At 70.0% G+C, this 14,634-nt stretch carries 14 protein-coding genes; 5 read left to right on the plus strand and 9 right to left on the minus strand.

Going from position 1 to position 14,634, the window contains the following annotated elements; all coding sequences use genetic code 11:
• Positions 1-60: 60 nt before the first annotated feature.
• Positions 61-453, minus strand: a complete 393-nt coding sequence (locus KUF83_RS23645) for an SCO5389 family protein (RefSeq protein ID WP_149511509.1) — start codon at positions 451-453, stop codon at positions 61-63.
• 287 nt (positions 454-740) lie between these two features.
• Here KUF83_RS23645 and nucS point away from each other — a divergent pair, with 287 nt between their 5' ends.
• A complete protein-coding gene (gene nucS / locus KUF83_RS23650; RefSeq protein WP_217456811.1) occupies positions 741-1,421 on the plus strand; it encodes an endonuclease NucS in 681 nt (226 codons plus the stop codon).
• Positions 1,422-1,522: 101 nt separating this feature from the next.
• Here nucS and KUF83_RS23655 read toward each other — a convergent pair whose 3' ends face one another.
• The 3 genes from KUF83_RS23655 to KUF83_RS23665 all read right to left on the minus strand — a co-directional run bounded on the left by KUF83_RS23655 (position 1,523) and on the right by KUF83_RS23665 (position 5,686).
• Entirely contained in the window at positions 1,523-4,057 is a 2,535-nt protein-coding gene (locus KUF83_RS23655; protein WP_217456812.1) for an ATP-binding protein, read from the minus strand.
• Positions 4,058-4,339: 282 nt separating this feature from the next.
• Entirely contained in the window at positions 4,340-4,663 is a 324-nt protein-coding gene (locus tag KUF83_RS23660; RefSeq protein ID WP_003997851.1) for an STAS domain-containing protein, read from the minus strand.
• Positions 4,664-4,837: 174 nt separating this feature from the next.
• Entirely contained in the window at positions 4,838-5,686 is an 849-nt protein-coding gene (locus KUF83_RS23665) for a 3-hydroxyacyl-CoA dehydrogenase family protein (protein WP_217456813.1), read from the minus strand.
• Between the two features lie 323 nt (positions 5,687-6,009).
• Here KUF83_RS23665 and KUF83_RS23670 point away from each other — a divergent pair, with 323 nt between their 5' ends.
• Complete coding sequence (locus tag KUF83_RS23670) at positions 6,010-6,582, plus strand: cob(I)yrinic acid a,c-diamide adenosyltransferase (RefSeq protein WP_217456814.1); 573 nt, start codon at positions 6,010-6,012, stop codon at positions 6,580-6,582.
• Here the strand turns inward: KUF83_RS23670 and KUF83_RS23675 are convergent.
• Positions 6,579-7,157: a hypothetical protein gene (locus KUF83_RS23675; protein WP_217456815.1), complete on the minus strand. Its 579-nt coding sequence runs from the start codon at positions 7,155-7,157 to the stop codon at positions 6,579-6,581. The genes KUF83_RS23670 and KUF83_RS23675 overlap by 4 nt on opposite strands.
• 152 nt (positions 7,158-7,309) lie before the next feature.
• Here KUF83_RS23675 and KUF83_RS23680 point away from each other — a divergent pair, with 152 nt between their 5' ends.
• From KUF83_RS23680 to KUF83_RS23690, 3 genes are all read left to right on the plus strand, one after another.
• Positions 7,310-8,518, plus strand: coding sequence for a sensor histidine kinase (locus KUF83_RS23680; protein WP_217456816.1), 1,209 nt, complete (start codon positions 7,310-7,312; stop codon positions 8,516-8,518).
• On the plus strand, positions 8,515-9,156 hold the full coding sequence (locus KUF83_RS23685) for a response regulator transcription factor (protein ID WP_217456817.1): 642 nt from the start codon (positions 8,515-8,517) through the stop codon (positions 9,154-9,156). The genes KUF83_RS23680 and KUF83_RS23685 overlap by 4 nt, the downstream gene beginning before the upstream one ends.
• A 105-nt stretch (positions 9,157-9,261) precedes the next feature.
• Positions 9,262-11,100, plus strand: coding sequence for a glycoside hydrolase family 18 chitinase (locus KUF83_RS23690; protein ID WP_217456818.1), 1,839 nt, complete (start codon positions 9,262-9,264; stop codon positions 11,098-11,100).
• Between the two features lie 98 nt (positions 11,101-11,198).
• Here the strand turns inward: KUF83_RS23690 and KUF83_RS23695 are convergent, their stop codons facing one another.
• The 4 genes from KUF83_RS23695 to KUF83_RS23710 form a co-directional block, all read right to left on the minus strand.
• Positions 11,199-11,645: a DUF2550 domain-containing protein gene (locus KUF83_RS23695; RefSeq protein ID WP_217456819.1), complete on the minus strand. Its 447-nt coding sequence runs from the start codon at positions 11,643-11,645 to the stop codon at positions 11,199-11,201.
• Positions 11,646-11,773: 128 nt separating this feature from the next.
• Positions 11,774-12,148 (minus strand): F0F1 ATP synthase subunit epsilon, encoded by a 375-nt coding sequence (locus KUF83_RS23700; RefSeq protein WP_217456820.1) that lies wholly within the window; start codon positions 12,146-12,148, stop codon positions 11,774-11,776.
• Positions 12,149-12,277: 129 nt separating this feature from the next.
• Positions 12,278-13,714: a F0F1 ATP synthase subunit beta gene (gene atpD / locus KUF83_RS23705; RefSeq protein ID WP_217456821.1), complete on the minus strand. Its 1,437-nt coding sequence runs from the start codon at positions 13,712-13,714 to the stop codon at positions 12,278-12,280.
• Positions 13,714-14,631, minus strand: coding sequence for a F0F1 ATP synthase subunit gamma (locus tag KUF83_RS23710; protein WP_217456822.1), 918 nt, complete (start codon positions 14,629-14,631; stop codon positions 13,714-13,716). The genes atpD and KUF83_RS23710 overlap by 1 nt, the downstream gene beginning before the upstream one ends.
• Positions 14,632-14,634 lie beyond the last annotated feature (3 nt).

Raw genomic sequence — 14,634 nt, forward strand, 5'->3', positions numbered from 1 at the left:
GCCGCCCCGGTACAGAACACCTCCCGCGTACGGGGCGGCAAGCCGTGCGACTCCACTGCCTCAGCAGTCCCGGAACTCCGGCGACTGGTTCAGCAACTGACTGCGCACCGACGTGAAGCGGGCCAGAGTGTCGTCCACCGAGCCGTCCAGCGGGAACACTGCCACCCGATGGCAGTTCTGGAAGGCCAGGCGTACGCCGAAGTGCCGCTGCAGCGCACCGCGTATCGCGTCGCTCGCGAGCGCACGCAGCAGCTGGCCACGCGCCTGCTCGTCCGGCGGAGGCGTCTGGTTGTCGGCGAAGTTGCCGCCGTCCACCTTCAGCTGAGCCACCAGGGAGCTGATCATCTCCCATGCGTAGGGCAGGGAGGTCCGGACGCAGTCGACGAATTCCGCTTCGTCGACCTCGCCTCGCTCGGCCTTTTCGAGTAGGGCCGGTGAGACGTCCAGCGACATGGGTTCTCCTCTCGCACCCCCTCGGCCGAGGGGGTTGACGGACAGGTAAGGAGACCGTGACGCCGAACACGCTGAGTACACGCGTCGCGACCTCCCGTTTATACGGTAGGCAACTGTTCGTGGCCGCACCAGGACATTGAGAAACCAGGCCAGTCCCAACGTGCACACAACCGGCCACTTTCGAACAGGGCTTATCCGGGGAAACAGGGGCGACCGGAAGAGTTGCGGTCAACGAGCCTCCTGGGCGGATCGCGCCGACCCGCACCGGTCGAGTAGCGTTGCCGACCATGCGTCTCGTCATTGCCCGCTGCTCCGTTGACTACGCGGGCCGGCTCACCGCCCATCTCCCGTCGGCCCCCCGCCTCATCCTCGTGAAGGCGGACGGCAGTGTCTCGATCCATGCGGACGACCGGGCCTACAAGCCCCTCAACTGGATGTCGCCGCCCTGCACCCTGAAGGAGGGGCCGGGGGACGGTGAAGGCACGGCGGGTGTCTGGACCGTCATCAACAAGGCGGGCGAGAAGCTCATCATCACCATGGAGGAGGTCCTCCACGACTCCTCGCACGAGCTCGGCGTGGACCCCGGCCTGATCAAGGACGGCGTGGAGGCGCACCTCCAGGAGCTCCTGGCCGACCGCATCGACACCCTCGGAGAGGGCTACTCGCTGATCCGCCGCGAGTACATGACGGCCATCGGCCCGGTCGACATCCTCTGCCGCGACGCGGAGGGCCGTACCGTCGCCGTGGAGATCAAGCGGCGGGGCGAGATCGACGGCGTGGAGCAACTGACGCGCTACCTGGAGCTGTTGAACCGCGACCCGCACCTCGCGCCGGTCCGCGGCATCTTCGCCGCCCAGGAGATCAAGCCCCAGGCGCGCGTCCTCGCCACGGACCGGGGCATCGGCTGCGCGGTCCTCGACTACAACGCGCTGCGGGGCATCGAGGACGACAAGCTGCGGCTGTTCTGACGGCCACGGGGCCGCTCGTACGGCATGGCAGTGGGCCGGGTCCTTCCACAGGACCCGGCCCACTGTCATGCCGTACGTACGCGGTCGTCGTGCCTCGCCGCTCAGATCACCGGCGACGTGCCGGCCGTACCGGAGCCGGAGTCCGCCGGGCTGCTCGCGGCGCTGCTGGTCTCGGCCGGGCTGGATGCCGGGCCGCTGGCCGAGTCCGAGGTCTCCGGCGTCGACGGCGGGGTCTCGCTGGGCTCCCCGGAGGGCCCGGTCGGCGTGGGAGTCGGCGTCGGGGTCGGGGTGGGCGTCGGAGTGGGCGTCGGCTTCGGCGAGGTCGACGGCCTGGGTGAGGTCGGCGGCTTCGTCGTGGACGTGCTCGGGCTCGGCTCCTTCGACCCGCTCGGGTCGTCCGACGGCTCGGTGCTCGCGGTCGGCGTCGGGTCGTCGTCGGTCCCGAGGACACCGTCCTTGCCCGGGTCGGCCGGCCGGTTCGTCGAGTCCGCGTCGCTGCTGCCCTTCCTCGGCCGCTCCGCGCCGAGTCCGTCGCCGCCCTCGCCCGCGCTGGCGGACGGGTTGACGCCGACCTTCTCGGACGGGGTGTTGTCGTCCGGGTTGGAGGTCGCTCCGAGCGTCACCACCGTGCCGAGCACGGCGGCGAGCAGAGCGCCCGCCCCGGCCGCCACCAGATTGCGCCGGGTGCCGTTGACCAGGCCCTTGACCCCGCCGGTCTTCGCCGAGGAGGAGGACCCGGTCCGGTGCGTGATCAGCGTGGCGGGCTCACCGGGCCCCTGCAGCGAGGGGACCGCCGCGAACGCGGCCGGCACGCCTCCGGGCGGTGACGCCGACTCCTCGTACCGCGCGTCGGGCACCTCCTCGCCCGTGGTCGGGCCGATGCCCGCCGAGGGTGTGGTGCCCGCCGGAGGCGTGGTGCCCGAGCGGTCCGCGACCAGGGCGAGGGCACGCCGGCCCGCGACCGTGCCGCGCTTGTCCGCGAGGGCGCCGCGCAGGCCGATGGAGGCCTCCAGTTCGGCGCGGGCCCGGTCGAGCTGCCCGCCGCAGAGCGCCAGGATGCCCAACTCGTGGTGGAAATAGGCTTGATCCGAGACCTCGCCGGAGAGCCGGGCCGCCTCGGCGCCGGAGCGCAGCGCACGCTCCCAGGCACTCCAGTGCAGTCCCGCGGCGAACGCGGGCGCGGCCGTCCGGGCCAGCTCCACCGCGGTGGAGCTCTCCTCGTCCTCGGCGGGCGGGACGGTGACCGGCGCCAGGGCGGTCAGCGCGGCGAGCACGGCGTCCGCCTCCGCGGAGACCCGCTCCGGGGTGACGGACGGATGCCCGGCCCACCAGGCGTAGTGCCGGGCGGCGCTGTGGACCGTTTCCCCGGCGTCGGACGCGTAGCCCGCCGCCTCCAGCTGGGTCTGCACGCCGGCCGCGAGCCGGTAGTGCGAACCGACCGGGGTGACGAGCGCGCAGCCGACGAGCTCCGCGAGCGCGGCGTCCGCGTGCGTGTCCCCCACGAGGGCGGGCAGATGCGCCTGGTGCGGGACCTCGCCGCCCAGCGCGACGGCGAAGCGCAGGGTGGCGCGCGCCGACTCGCTGAGCCGTGAGGCGAGCAGCGCGGCGGGCGCGGCACCCTCGGCGAGCGAGGGCAGCGGCACGTCGTGGCCGTCCTCGGCGTCGAAGGGCGCGTCCACGGGCGCGTCCTCGTAGTAGCCGAACTCGTCGAAGGCGCTCGGGTCGGCGCGCAGCTGGTCGCGCTGGCGCAGCAGGGCGCCGGCCTGGACGAAGCGCAGCGGGAGCCCCTCGGACTCGAACCACAGGTCGCCGGCCCAGTTGGCCTCGTCATCGGTCAGGACGCGGCCGACGGCCCGCTCCAGCAGTTCGAGACCGCCGCCGCGGCCGAGTCCGCCCAGGAAGACCTCTTCGAGGAGCGAGTCGGTGGACGGTGCGGCGATCTCGGGTGTCGCGGAGACCAGGAAGGCGCACTCGGGTGTCGCGTCGAGCAGGTCGTCGAGCGCGCTGCCGCCGAACTCCACGTCGTCCAGGACGACGACCGCGCCGATCTCGTGGACGAGGGCGAGCAGTTCGTCCTGTTCCGGCCGGTGCAGCGGAGCGTTGTGGACGGCCGCGAAGAGGTCGTGCAGCAGGTCGTCCGCAGTACGGCGGTGACCGCTGAGGCGGACCACGCCGTCGGGCGCGAGGTCCGCGCAGTCGTCGGCGACGGCGTCCAGGAGCACGGTCCGGCCCGAGCCCGAGGGCCCGGTGAGCCGTACGGAGCGACCGCGCGCGAGCAGGCGCACGAGCCTCTCGCGCTCCTCCTGGCGCTCCAGGAGCGGCAGTCCGGCCGACGAGGCCCCGGGCGGTACGGGCGGTCGGGTCGAGCGGGCCGCCTCGGCCCGCTCGGCTGCGCTGAACTTCGTGGGCCGCGGCGGCCGCTCGCCCGGCGGGCAGAGCTCGATCTCGCTGCCGTCGACGGGATTGACGGTGAGCAGGTGATCGCCCGCGACGAGCTGCACGGTGCGGGCCAGTGCCGGCGTGTGCGGGGCGCTCCCCTGCCCCAGCACGTGCGTCAGAGGATCGCGTGGTGGGCGCTGTCGCGGCGCCGAGTCGTCGTGGCCGTACTCTTCGGGTCCCCGGTTCATCGGGTCCATAGGTCCAAGCCCCCCAAAAGCGTCGTGTGCCGAGCCCCTCCCGGCCTTGCCGCACACTGCGCTGTCGCTTCTGGTCCGGTGCCCGCTCACGGGTTCGTCATTACGCGGGCAGCCGAACCCTAAACCTTCGCACAGTATCTACGAACACACGGGGTACCGCGCCGTCCGAGACGTCACAGCTTCGTGAGGATTGTTCACCGCGTACGGGTTCGTACGCGGCTTCCTATCCGATCTTCGCCGTTTGCGACAGTGACGCCGTGTCACATCCGGTGAGGGGCGGGATCACACACGGGGCAGCGATTCGACGCCGATTCCGCCCTCGATCGCCAGGATCCGGTGGAGGCGGGTGGCCACCAGCAGGCGCTGCATCTGCGGCGGGACGCCGCGCAGCACAAGCCTCCGGCCGCACCGCCCCGCCCGCCGGTGGGCCCCCATGATGACACCGAGCCCGGTGGCGTCCCAGGAGTCCAGCTCTGACAGGTCGAGCACCAGGTCGCCGGCTCCGTCGTCGACGGCCGAGTGCAGGACCGTACGGGCGTCCGCCGCGCTGCGGACGTCGAGGCGGCCCCCGACGACCAGCTCGGCGTGGTCGCCCCTGATGTGCATATGCGCTCCCCGAGAGTGCGTATTCGTACTCAGCGTCTTCGTCGTGCCCTGTGTTGCCAGGACTGACTGCCGTACCGGGGCAGAAGTTGCCCTCTGTGAGCGAACCGATACCGAATTCACTCCTACGAGTGGCGGCGTGACCGGTCGAAGATCACCACAGAGTCAGTACGTGCATCAGTACGTGTAGAAGCCCTGCCCGCTCTTGCGTCCGATGTCACCGGCATCAACCATCCGGCGCATCAGTTCCGGCGGTGCGAACTTCTCGTCCTGGGACTCGGTGTAGATGTTGCTCGTCGCGTGCAGCAGGATGTCGACGCCCGTGAGGTCGGCGGTGGCCAGGGGCCCCATGGCGTGACCGAAGCCCAGCTTGCAGGCGAGGTCGATGTCCTCGGCGGTGGCCACGCCCGACTCGTACAGCTTGGCCGCCTCGACGACGAGGGCCGAGATGAGCCGGGTGGTCACGAAGCCCGCCACGTCACGGTTGACGACGATGCAGGTCTTGCCGACCGACTCGGCGAACTCCCGGGCGGTGGCGAGCGTTTCGTCGCTCGTCTTGTAGCCGCGGACGAGCTCGCACAGCTGCATCATCGGGACCGGCGAGAAGAAGTGGACGCCGACGACCCGCTCCGGGCGCCCGGTGGCCGCCGCGATCTTGGTGATCGGGATGGCGGAGGTGTTGGAGGCCAGTACGGTCTCGTCCTTCACCAGCCCGTCGAGCGTACGGAAGATCTCGTGCTTGACTTCCAGCTTCTCGAAGACGGCCTCGACGACGATGTCGGCGTCGGCGGCCGCGTCCAGATCGGTGGTCGTGGTGATGCGCCCCAGCGCCGCCCCGGCCGCGTCGGCGTCCAGCTTGCCCTTGCTCACGAACCTGTCGAACGAGGCCTTGATGCCGTCGGTGCCACGGGTCAGCGCCTCGTCGGTGACATCCCTCAGGACGACGTCCCAGCCGGCCTGCGCCGAGACCTGGGCGATACCGGAACCCATGAGTCCGGCTCCGATGACGGCGAGCTTCCGTGCCACAGTCCGACTCCCCTTAACACGCTGTTCAAATTGCCTCTTCGGCGGACCCTAGCGTCCGTGAGGGGCTGTGTGACCGGTAAGTAACGCGCGTCACGTCTCATCTGACGGACATCACACCGAGAGGCTCATGGCGCCGCCCGTACGGCGTAGTTGAGGACCTTCTCACGCAAAAGGTCCCCCATGTCCGCAAGGAGGACCGACACCCCCGGGACACCTCGTACGGAGGAGCGGCGCCCGGTCCCCCGTACACGTCGGCGGCTGCCTCGCCGTGACGGTGGGCACACCTGCTCTCCGGAGGACCGGGGCGTAACTACGCTGGCCGCATGGTCAATCTGACGCGCATCTACACCAGGACCGGCGACCGGGGCACCACGGCCCTCGGCGACATGAGCCGGACCGCGAAGACGGATCTGCGGATCTCGGCGTACGCGGACACCAACGAGGCGAACGCGGTCATCGGTACGGCGATCGCTCTCGGCGGCCTCGACGAGGAGGTCGTGAAGGTCCTCACCCGCGTCCAGAACGACCTGTTCGACGTGGGCGCCGACCTGTCCACCCCGGTCGTCGAGAAGCCCGAGTTCCCGCCGCTGCGCGTCGAGCAGTTCTACGTCGACAAGCTGGAGGCGGACTGCGACCACTTCAACGGGCAGCTGGAGAAGCTCCGCTCCTTCATCCTCCCCGGCGGTACGCCCGGCGCGGCCCTCCTCCACCAGGCGTGCACGGTGGTCCGCCGGGCCGAGCGGTCGACCTGGGCGGCCCTGGAGGCCCACGGCGAGGTGATGAACGCGCTGACGGCGACCTACCTCAACCGCCTGTCCGACCTCCTGTTCATCCTGGCCAGGACGGCGAACAAGGAGGTCGGGGACGTGCTGTGGGTCCCGGGCGGCGAGCGCTAGCGCTTGGTCAGCGTCCGGGCCGGCTGTTCCTGTGCCGGGCCCGCGGGTGCCTTCTTCGGCCAGATCGCGTACGTCAGGGCGATCAGGCCGTGGATGCCCGCGGCCCGCCACGCCACGTACCGCCAGCTCTCCAGCGATCCGGTGCTGCCGGGGTCGTCGACGTACCAGATGGCGAGCTGCAGCAGGGCGGTCGCGACGGCCGCGGCCGTCACCGTGCCGAGCCACACCTTGCCCTCGTGCCGGGCCCGGGCCATGCCGTACCTCGGCGGGCGGGCCGGCCGCTCGGCACCGGCGAGACGGTGGGCCGCGTGGCCGTCGAGCCATTTCACCGTCCGGTGGCCGTGCCCGACGGTGTAGCCGATGTAGAGCGCGGCCAGTCCGTGCTTCCAGCTCGGCTCGGCGCCGTCCTTCAGGTCCAGTGCGGTGACCACCAGCAGGACGACCTCCAGCAGGGGCTCGCACAGCAGCAGGGCCATGCCCGTGCGGGGCATCTTCAGCAGGTAGCGGAAGGCCAGACCCGCGGCCAGCAGCACCCAGAAGCCGACTTCACAGACGATGATCAGCGTGACGATCACGACTCGCTCCTCTCGGTCACCCTTCCAGGCTCCCGGCGATCCGGGCCGTACTCGTCGTCGCCAGTGACGAAACGGCACTGCATCCTTCGATGTAGCCGAGGACCGTCCCCCGGGACCGGGCGCCGGGCGCGCACTGCGTGTTGGATGGAGTCATGGCCGTACGACTCCCCCGCCCCCACCGCGACGACGTGCGGATCGCGGCCGCGGGGCTGTTCGGCGGGCTCTTCCTGTACGCGGTCGGGCTGGGCACCCGGCCGGCCGGCGAGCCCATCGTCCTGTGGCCCGACAGCCGGGCGCTGCTGGTGCCCCTGGTGGTGATGGCGGGCTGCGAGCTGCTGCGCCGGACCGGGCCGCGCACGGCCCTGCTCGTCGGCACGGTCGCGGTGATCGCGGACCTGTTCACACGGGGCAGCCTGGCCACCCTCGTGATGTTCACCGACCTCGTGTACGCGGCGGTGCTGTACGGACCGCCCGCCTCGGCCCGGCGCATCCCGTGGATCACCGGGCTGCTCACGGTGGCCGGGACGATCGCGCCCGTGGCGGTCTGGCGTGAGCCGGAGGCCCTGTTGATCGGCGTGGGCGTCGGCGTCGTGGCCCTCGCGCCCGCCGCCACCGGCTGGATCGTCCGGAGCCACCGCAACGCCGCCGACGCGGCCCGGCTGCGCGCCGAACAGACCGCCCTGCTGGCCGAGATGGACCGCAGCCAGGCCGTCACGGCGGAACGGGCGCGCATGGCCCGGGAGTTGCACGACATGGTCGCCAACCACCTGTCCGCGATCGCCATCCACTCGACGGCCGCGCTCTCGCTCGACGACGCGGACACGTCGAAGGAGGCCCTCGGTGTCATCCGCGAGAACAGCGTCGCGGGGCTCGCGGAGATGCGCCGCCTCATCGGCATCCTGCGCGACAGCAGCGGCGACACGGAGCCGGTCGCCGCGCCCACTCTCGACGGGCTCGGCGCGCTCGTGGACCATGCCCGCGCCAACGGCCTCGACGTGCACCTCGACTGCACGCGCACTTCACTGCCGGCCCCGGTCGAGATGGCCGCCTACCGCATAGTGCAGGAATCCCTGACCAACGCACTCAAGCACGCCTCCCCCGGCCGGGTCACCGTCGCCCTCACCCAGCGCGAGCACGCCCTGGACGTGCGCGTGACCAGCCCGTTCGGCGGCGGCCGGGACAGCGGCCCGCGCGCTCCGGGCTCCGGCGCGGGCCTGGTCGGGATGAGCGAGCGGGTCGCCCTGCTGCACGGCACGTTCGAGGCCGGACCCGAAGAACCCGAAGACCCCGACGGCCTGGAGGGCGGCAAGATCTGGACGGTCCGCGCCACCTTGCCGATCACCGAAGGAGAGACCGAATGATCCGTGTGCTCGTCGCCGAGGACCAGTCCGCCGTACGCGCGGGCCTCGTCCTCATCCTGCGCAGCGCCCCCGACATCGAGGTGGTCGGCGAGGCCGCGGACGGCGAGCAGGCGGTGTCCCTGGCCAGGGAGCTGCGGCCGGACCTGGTCCTGATGGACGTCCAGATGCCCCGGCTCGACGGCGTCTCGGCCACCCGTCAGGTCGTCGACGAGAACCTCGCCGACGTCCTCGTACTGACGACCTTCGACCTGGACGAGTACGTGTTCGGAGCGCTGCGCGCGGGTGCCTCCGGTTTCCTCCTGAAGAACACCGAGGCCCGTCAACTCCTCGACGCGGTCCGCACGGTGGCGCGCGGCGAGGGCCTGATCGCGCCCGCGGTCACCCGGCGGCTGATCGCGGAGTTCGCCGCGAAGCCGGTGCGCGAGCCGTCGGTCGACCCGGCCGTCCTCGACGCGCTGACCCGGCGGGAGCGGGAGGTCCTCTCCTGCCTCGGCGAGGGCCTGTCCAACGCGGAGATCGGAGTACGCCTGGACATGGCGGAGGCCACGGTGAAGACCCACGTCAGCCGCCTGCTGGGCAAGCTGGAGCTCCGCAGCCGGGTCCAAGCAGCCGTATTGGCGCAGGAGTTGGGCGTGTAACAAGTAGCCGCCCCACTACGCCTCAATGGTCTGGACCTATTGACCTATGGTCCAGACCTTTCTATTGTCCTGCGCACCTCATCAAACTCCCCCAAGGAGACGCGGATGCGCCTCGGACACAGACTTGGACACAGAGCCGTGGCAGGGCTCACCACCCTGCTGCTGCCGTTCGCCGCCCTGGTCGGGCTCGCGAGCCCCGCCTCCGCCGCCACGTCGGCGACCGCCACCTACGCCAAGACCCAGGACTGGGGGTCCGGCTTCGAGGGCAAGTGGACCGTCAAGAACACGGGCACCACGGCCATCAGCTCCTGGACCGTCGAGTGGGACTTCCCCTCGGGCACCTCGGTCACCTCCGCCTGGGACGCCGACGTCACCAACTCCGGCACCCACTGGACCGCCAAGAACAAGTCCTGGAACGGCACCCTCGCACCGGGCGCCTCCCTCTCCTTCGGCTTCAACGGCTCGGGCGCCGGCTCCCCCGCCAACTGCAAGCTCAACGGCGGCAGTTGTGACGGCGGCCCCACGGTCCCGGGCGACAACCCGCCCTCGGCGCCGGGCAAGCCGACCGCCTCCGGCATCACCGACACCTCGGTGAAGCTCGCCTGGAGCGCGGCCACCGACGACAAGGGCGTCAAGAACTACGACGTCCTGCGCGACGGCGCCAAGGTCGCCACGGTGACCGGAACCTCGTACACCGACACCGGCCTGACCGCGGGCAGCGACTACTCGTACACCGTCCAGGCCCGTGACACCGCCGACCAGACAGGACCGGTGAGCGGCTCGACCGCCGTGCGCACCACCGGCGGGACCACCGACCCGCCGCCCACCGGCGACAAGGTCAAGCTCGGCTACTTCACCGAGTGGGGCGTCTACGGGCGCAACTACCACGTGAAGAACCTGGTCACCTCCGGCTCCGCGTCGAAGATCACCCACATCAACTACGCGTTCGGCAACGTCAAGGGCGGCAAGTGCCTCCTCGACGACGCGTACGCGGCCACCGACAAGGCGTACACCGCCGACCAGTCCGTCAGCGGCACCGCCGACACCTGGGACCAGCCGCTGCGCGGCAACTTCAACCAGCTCCGCCAGCTGAAGGCCAAGTACCCGCACATCAAGGTGCTGTACTCGTTCGGCGGCTGGACCTACTCGGGCGGCTTCGGTGAGGCCGCCGCCAACCCGGCAGCCTTCGCCAAGTCCTGCAAGGCGGTCGTCGAGGACCCGCGCTGGGCCGACGTCTTCGACGGCATCGACATCGACTGGGAGTACCCGAACGCCTGCGGCCTGAGCTGCGACACCTCCGGCTTCAGCTCGTTCAAGACGCTCAGCCAGGCGCTGCGCACCGAGTTCGGCCCGAACTACCTGGTCACGGCGGCCATCACGGCGGACGGCTCGTCCGGCGGCAAGATCGACGCGGCCGACTACGGCGGCGCCTCGCAGTACCTCGACTGGTACAACGTGATGACGTACGACTACTTCGGCGCCTTCACCCCCGCCGGCCCGACCGCCCCGCACTCCCCGCTGACCTCGTACGCGGGCATCCCGGCGGCCGGCTTCAACTCGGCCGACGCGATCGCCAAGCTCAAGGCCAAGGGCGTACCGGCGAAGAAGCTGCTGCTCGGCATCGGGTTCTACGGCCGCGGCTGGACCGGGGTCACCCAGTCCGCTCCCGGCGGCACGGCGACCGGCGCGGCACCCGGCACGTACGAGGCGGGCATCGAGGACTACAAGATCCTCAAGAACTCCTGCCCGGCCACCGGCACCATCGCCGGCACGGCCTACGCGCACTGCGGCAGCAACTGGTGGAGCTACGACACCCCGGCCACCATCGGCACGAAGATGACCTGGGCCAAGAACCAGGGCCTGGGCGGCGCGTTCTTCTGGGAGTTCAGCGGCGACACCAGCAACGGTGAGCTGGTGACGGCAGTCAACAACGGCCTGAACTAGCCGGCCCCGGGCCCTCGATGGGCGCGGGGAACTGCGCGCCCAGCCACGAAGGACCCGCAGGCAGATCACGCACAACCGCCCGGGCAGTGAGTGAATGGTTACGCCACATTCACTCGCTGCCCGGGCGGCGCGGCTTCCAGCCAGGCCAAGAACCCGGTGAGCGCATCCTCACTCATGGCAAGTTCGAGCCGCGTACCCCGATGTACGCACGTAAGAATGATCGCGTCGGAGAGCAGCGCCAGCTCCTCCTCACCGTCGGGGGCCCGGCGGCCGGCCACCTCGATCGCCGAGCGTTCAAGGGTGCGGCGCGGCCTCCACGCGTACGAGAAGACGCGGAACCACTCGATCCGGTCACCGTTGTAGCGGGCGATGCCGTAACCCCAGCCCTTGCCGCTGGTGTCGCCCTTCTCCGGGACGTTCCAGCGGAGGCTGCAGTCGAAGGTGCCGCCCGAACGCTGGATCACTCTGCGACGCAGGCCGAAGACGAAGAGTCCGATCGCCACCAGCGCTACTACCGACCCGGCCACAGTCAGAGCGAGGACCATCGACACCGACCTCCTCGTCTCCTAGGTAACGGAAAGGAAAAAAGCACCTGCATCGCCTCAGCCGCGACCCGGTCCGGAAAAGCTCCGGTCCTGGCCGCGGCTGAGTCACTTCCTGTGGCGCGCCGGTTTCAGTGCGCCGACACCGCCCGCAGTCGGACGTCCGCGCGACGCTCGGCGGACGCGTCCGCGTCCGACTTCGCGCGCTCGAGCGCCCGCTCCGCACGCTGGACGTCGATCTCGTCCGACAGCTCGGCGATCTCGGCCAGCAGGGACAGCTTGTTGTCCGCGAACGAGATGAAACCGCCGTGCACCGCGGCGACGACCGTTCCACCATCACTCGTACGGATGGTCACCGGGCCCGACTCCAGCACACCGAGCAGCGGCTGGTGACCGGGCATGACGCCGATGTCGCCGGACGTGGTACGCGCGACGACCAGGGTGGCCTCGCCGGACCAGACACTGCGGTCCGCGGCGACGAGCTCGACGTGCAGCTCAGCAGCCAAGGTGGGCTCCTCGGGTCACCACCCGGCGTTCGCTGCCGGGTGTTGGGTCAAAGTCTAATGGGCGTGTGGAGAAGGGCGGGACCCGCCCCGCGAGGCACGGCCCCGCCCCTCTCACTCAGAACACGGGGTTCAGGAGACGCCGAGTTCCTTGGCGTTCGCCTTCAGGTCCTCGATGCCACCGCACATGAAGAACGCCTGCTCCGGGAAGTGGTCGTACTCGCCGTCGATGATCGCGTTGAAGGCCGCGATCGACTCCTCCAGCGGGACGTCCGACCCGTCGACGCCGGTGAACTGCTTGGCGGCGTGGGTGTTCTGGGACAGGAAGCGCTCCACGCGACGGGCACGGTGGACGACGAGCTTGTCCTCCTCGCCGAGCTCGTCGATACCGAGGATCGCGATGATGTCCTGGAGGTCCTTGTACTTCTGCAGGACCGTCTTGACGCGCATGGCGGCGTCGTAGTGGTCCTGCGCGATGTAGCGCGGGTCCAGGATGCGGGACGTGGAGTCCAGCGGGTCCACGGCCGGGTAGATGCCCTTCTCGGAGATCGGACGGGAGAGAACCGTCGTCGCGTCGAGGTGGGCGAACGTGGTGGCCGGGGCCGGGTCGGTCAGGTCGTCCGCGGGGACGTAGATCGCCTGCATCGACGTGATCGAGTGACCACGCGTCGAGGTGATGCGCTCCTGCAGCTGACCCATCTCGTCGGCCAGGGTCGGCTGGTAACCCACCGCGGACGGCATACGGCCGAGCAGGGTGGAGACCTCGGAACCGGCCTGCGTGAAGCGGAAGATGTTGTCGATGAAGAACAGCACGTCCTGCTTCTGCACATCGCGGAAGTACTCCGCCATGGTCAGACCGGCCAGCGCCACACGCAGACGGGTGCCCGGGGGCTCGTCCATCTGACCGAAGACAAGAGCGGTCTTGTCGAGAACACCGCTCTCTTCCATCTCCGCGATGAGGTCGTTGCCCTCACGGGTGCGCTCACCGACGCCCGCGAAGACGGAGACGCCCTCGTGGAGGTTGGCGACACGCATGATCATTTCCTGGATCAGCACGGTCTTGCCGACACCGGCACCACCGAACAGACCGATCTTGCCGCCCTTGACGTACGGGGTGAGAAGGTCGACGACCTTCAGACCCGTCTCGAACATCTCGGTCTTCGGCTCGAGCTGGTCGAACGAGGGGGCCTTGCGGTGGATGGTCCACCGGTCGCCCGTGTAGGCCTCGTCGGAGTTCAGCACCTCACCGAGGGTGTTGAACACCTTGCCCTTGGTGAAGTCACCGACCGGGACGGAGATGCCCGTGCCCGTGTCGGTCACCGCGGCCTGGCGGACCAGACCGTCGGTGGGCTGCATGGAGATGGTGCGGACCAGACCGTCACCCAGGTGCTGGGCGACCTCAAGGGTCAGCGTCTTCTTCTCGCCGGCGTTGGCCGGGTCGGCCACCTCGACGTGAAGGGCGTTGTAGATCTCCGGCATGGCGTCGACGGGGAATTCCACGTCGACGACCGGGCCGATGACCCGGGCGACGCGGCCCGTGGCAACGGCCGTCTCAACTGTCGTCGTCATTACCTGTCACTCCCCGCGGTCGCGTCGGCCAGTGCTGCGGTGCCACCGACGATCTCGCTGATTTCCTGGGTGATTTCGGCCTGTCGGGCCGCATTGGCAGATCGGGAGAGTGAAGTGATCAGGTCTCCCGCGTTGTCGGTCGCCGACTTCATCGCGCGGCGGGTGGCGGCGTGCTTGGAGGCAGCCGACTGGAGCAGCGCGTTGTAGATACGGCTCTCGACGTACCGCGGCAGGAGGGCGTCGAGGACGTCCTCCGCCGACGGCTCGAAGTCGTACAGCGGAAGGATCTCGTCCTTGCCGGACGTCTCCTCCGCCACCTCTTCGAGGCTGAGCGGCAGCAGACGGCTGTCGATCGCCGTCTGCGTCATCATCGAGACGAACTCGGTGTAGACGATGTGGATCTCGTCCACGCCGCCCTCCGCCGTCTCCTTCTCGATGGCCTCGATCAGCGGGACCGCGACGTTCTTCGCGTCCCCGTACGAGGGCTCGTCGGTGAAGCCCGCCCACGACTCCGAGACCTTGCGCTCCCGGAAGTTGTAGTGGGCCAGACCACGGCGGCCGACGATGTACGTGTCGACCTCCTTGCCCTCGGCCTCGAGACGGGCGGTCAGCCTCTCCGCCGCCTTGATGGCGTTGGAGTTGAACGCGCCGGCCAGTCCGCGGTCGCTCGTGAGCAGCAGCACCGCGGAACGGGTCGCCGTCTCAGCCTCCGTGGTCAGCGGGTGCTGCGTGTTCGAACCGGTCCCGACCGCCGTGACCGCGCGGGTGAGCTCGGTCGCGTACGGCGTGGAGGCCGCCACCTTGCGCTGCGCCTTGACGACGCGCGAGGCGGCGATCATCTCCATCGCCTTGGTGATCTTCTTGGTCGCGGTGACGGATTTGATGCGACGCTTGTAGACCCGGAGCTGGGCTCCCATGAG

The organism is Streptomyces sp. BV286 (genome assembly GCF_019090165.1).
Classification (GTDB): Bacteria; Actinomycetota; Actinomycetes; order Streptomycetales; family Streptomycetaceae; genus Streptomyces.

Coding starts and splice junctions, on each gene's coding strand:
- KUF83_RS23655 (WP_217456812.1), bottom strand. CDS start 4,057: ATGGACCCGATGAACCGGGGACCCGAAGAGTACGGCCACGACGACTCG.
- KUF83_RS23710 (WP_217456822.1), bottom strand. CDS start 14,631: ATGGGAGCCCAGCTCCGGGTCTACAAGCGTCGCATCAAATCCGTCACC.
- KUF83_RS23680 (WP_217456816.1), top strand. CDS start 7,310: ATGGCCGTACGACTCCCCCGCCCCCACCGCGACGACGTGCGGATCGCG.
- nucS (WP_217456811.1), top strand. CDS start 741: ATGCGTCTCGTCATTGCCCGCTGCTCCGTTGACTACGCGGGCCGGCTC.
- KUF83_RS23660 (WP_003997851.1), bottom strand. CDS start 4,663: ATGCACATCAGGGGCGACCACGCCGAGCTGGTCGTCGGGGGCCGCCTC.
- KUF83_RS23690 (WP_217456818.1), top strand. CDS start 9,262: ATGCGCCTCGGACACAGACTTGGACACAGAGCCGTGGCAGGGCTCACC.
- KUF83_RS23645 (WP_149511509.1), bottom strand. CDS start 453: ATGTCGCTGGACGTCTCACCGGCCCTACTCGAAAAGGCCGAGCGAGGC.
- KUF83_RS23695 (WP_217456819.1), bottom strand. CDS start 11,645: ATGGTCCTCGCTCTGACTGTGGCCGGGTCGGTAGTAGCGCTGGTGGCG.
- KUF83_RS23685 (WP_217456817.1), top strand. CDS start 8,515: ATGATCCGTGTGCTCGTCGCCGAGGACCAGTCCGCCGTACGCGCGGGC.
- KUF83_RS23670 (WP_217456814.1), top strand. CDS start 6,010: ATGGTCAATCTGACGCGCATCTACACCAGGACCGGCGACCGGGGCACC.
- atpD (WP_217456821.1), bottom strand. CDS start 13,714: ATGACGACGACAGTTGAGACGGCCGTTGCCACGGGCCGCGTCGCCCGG.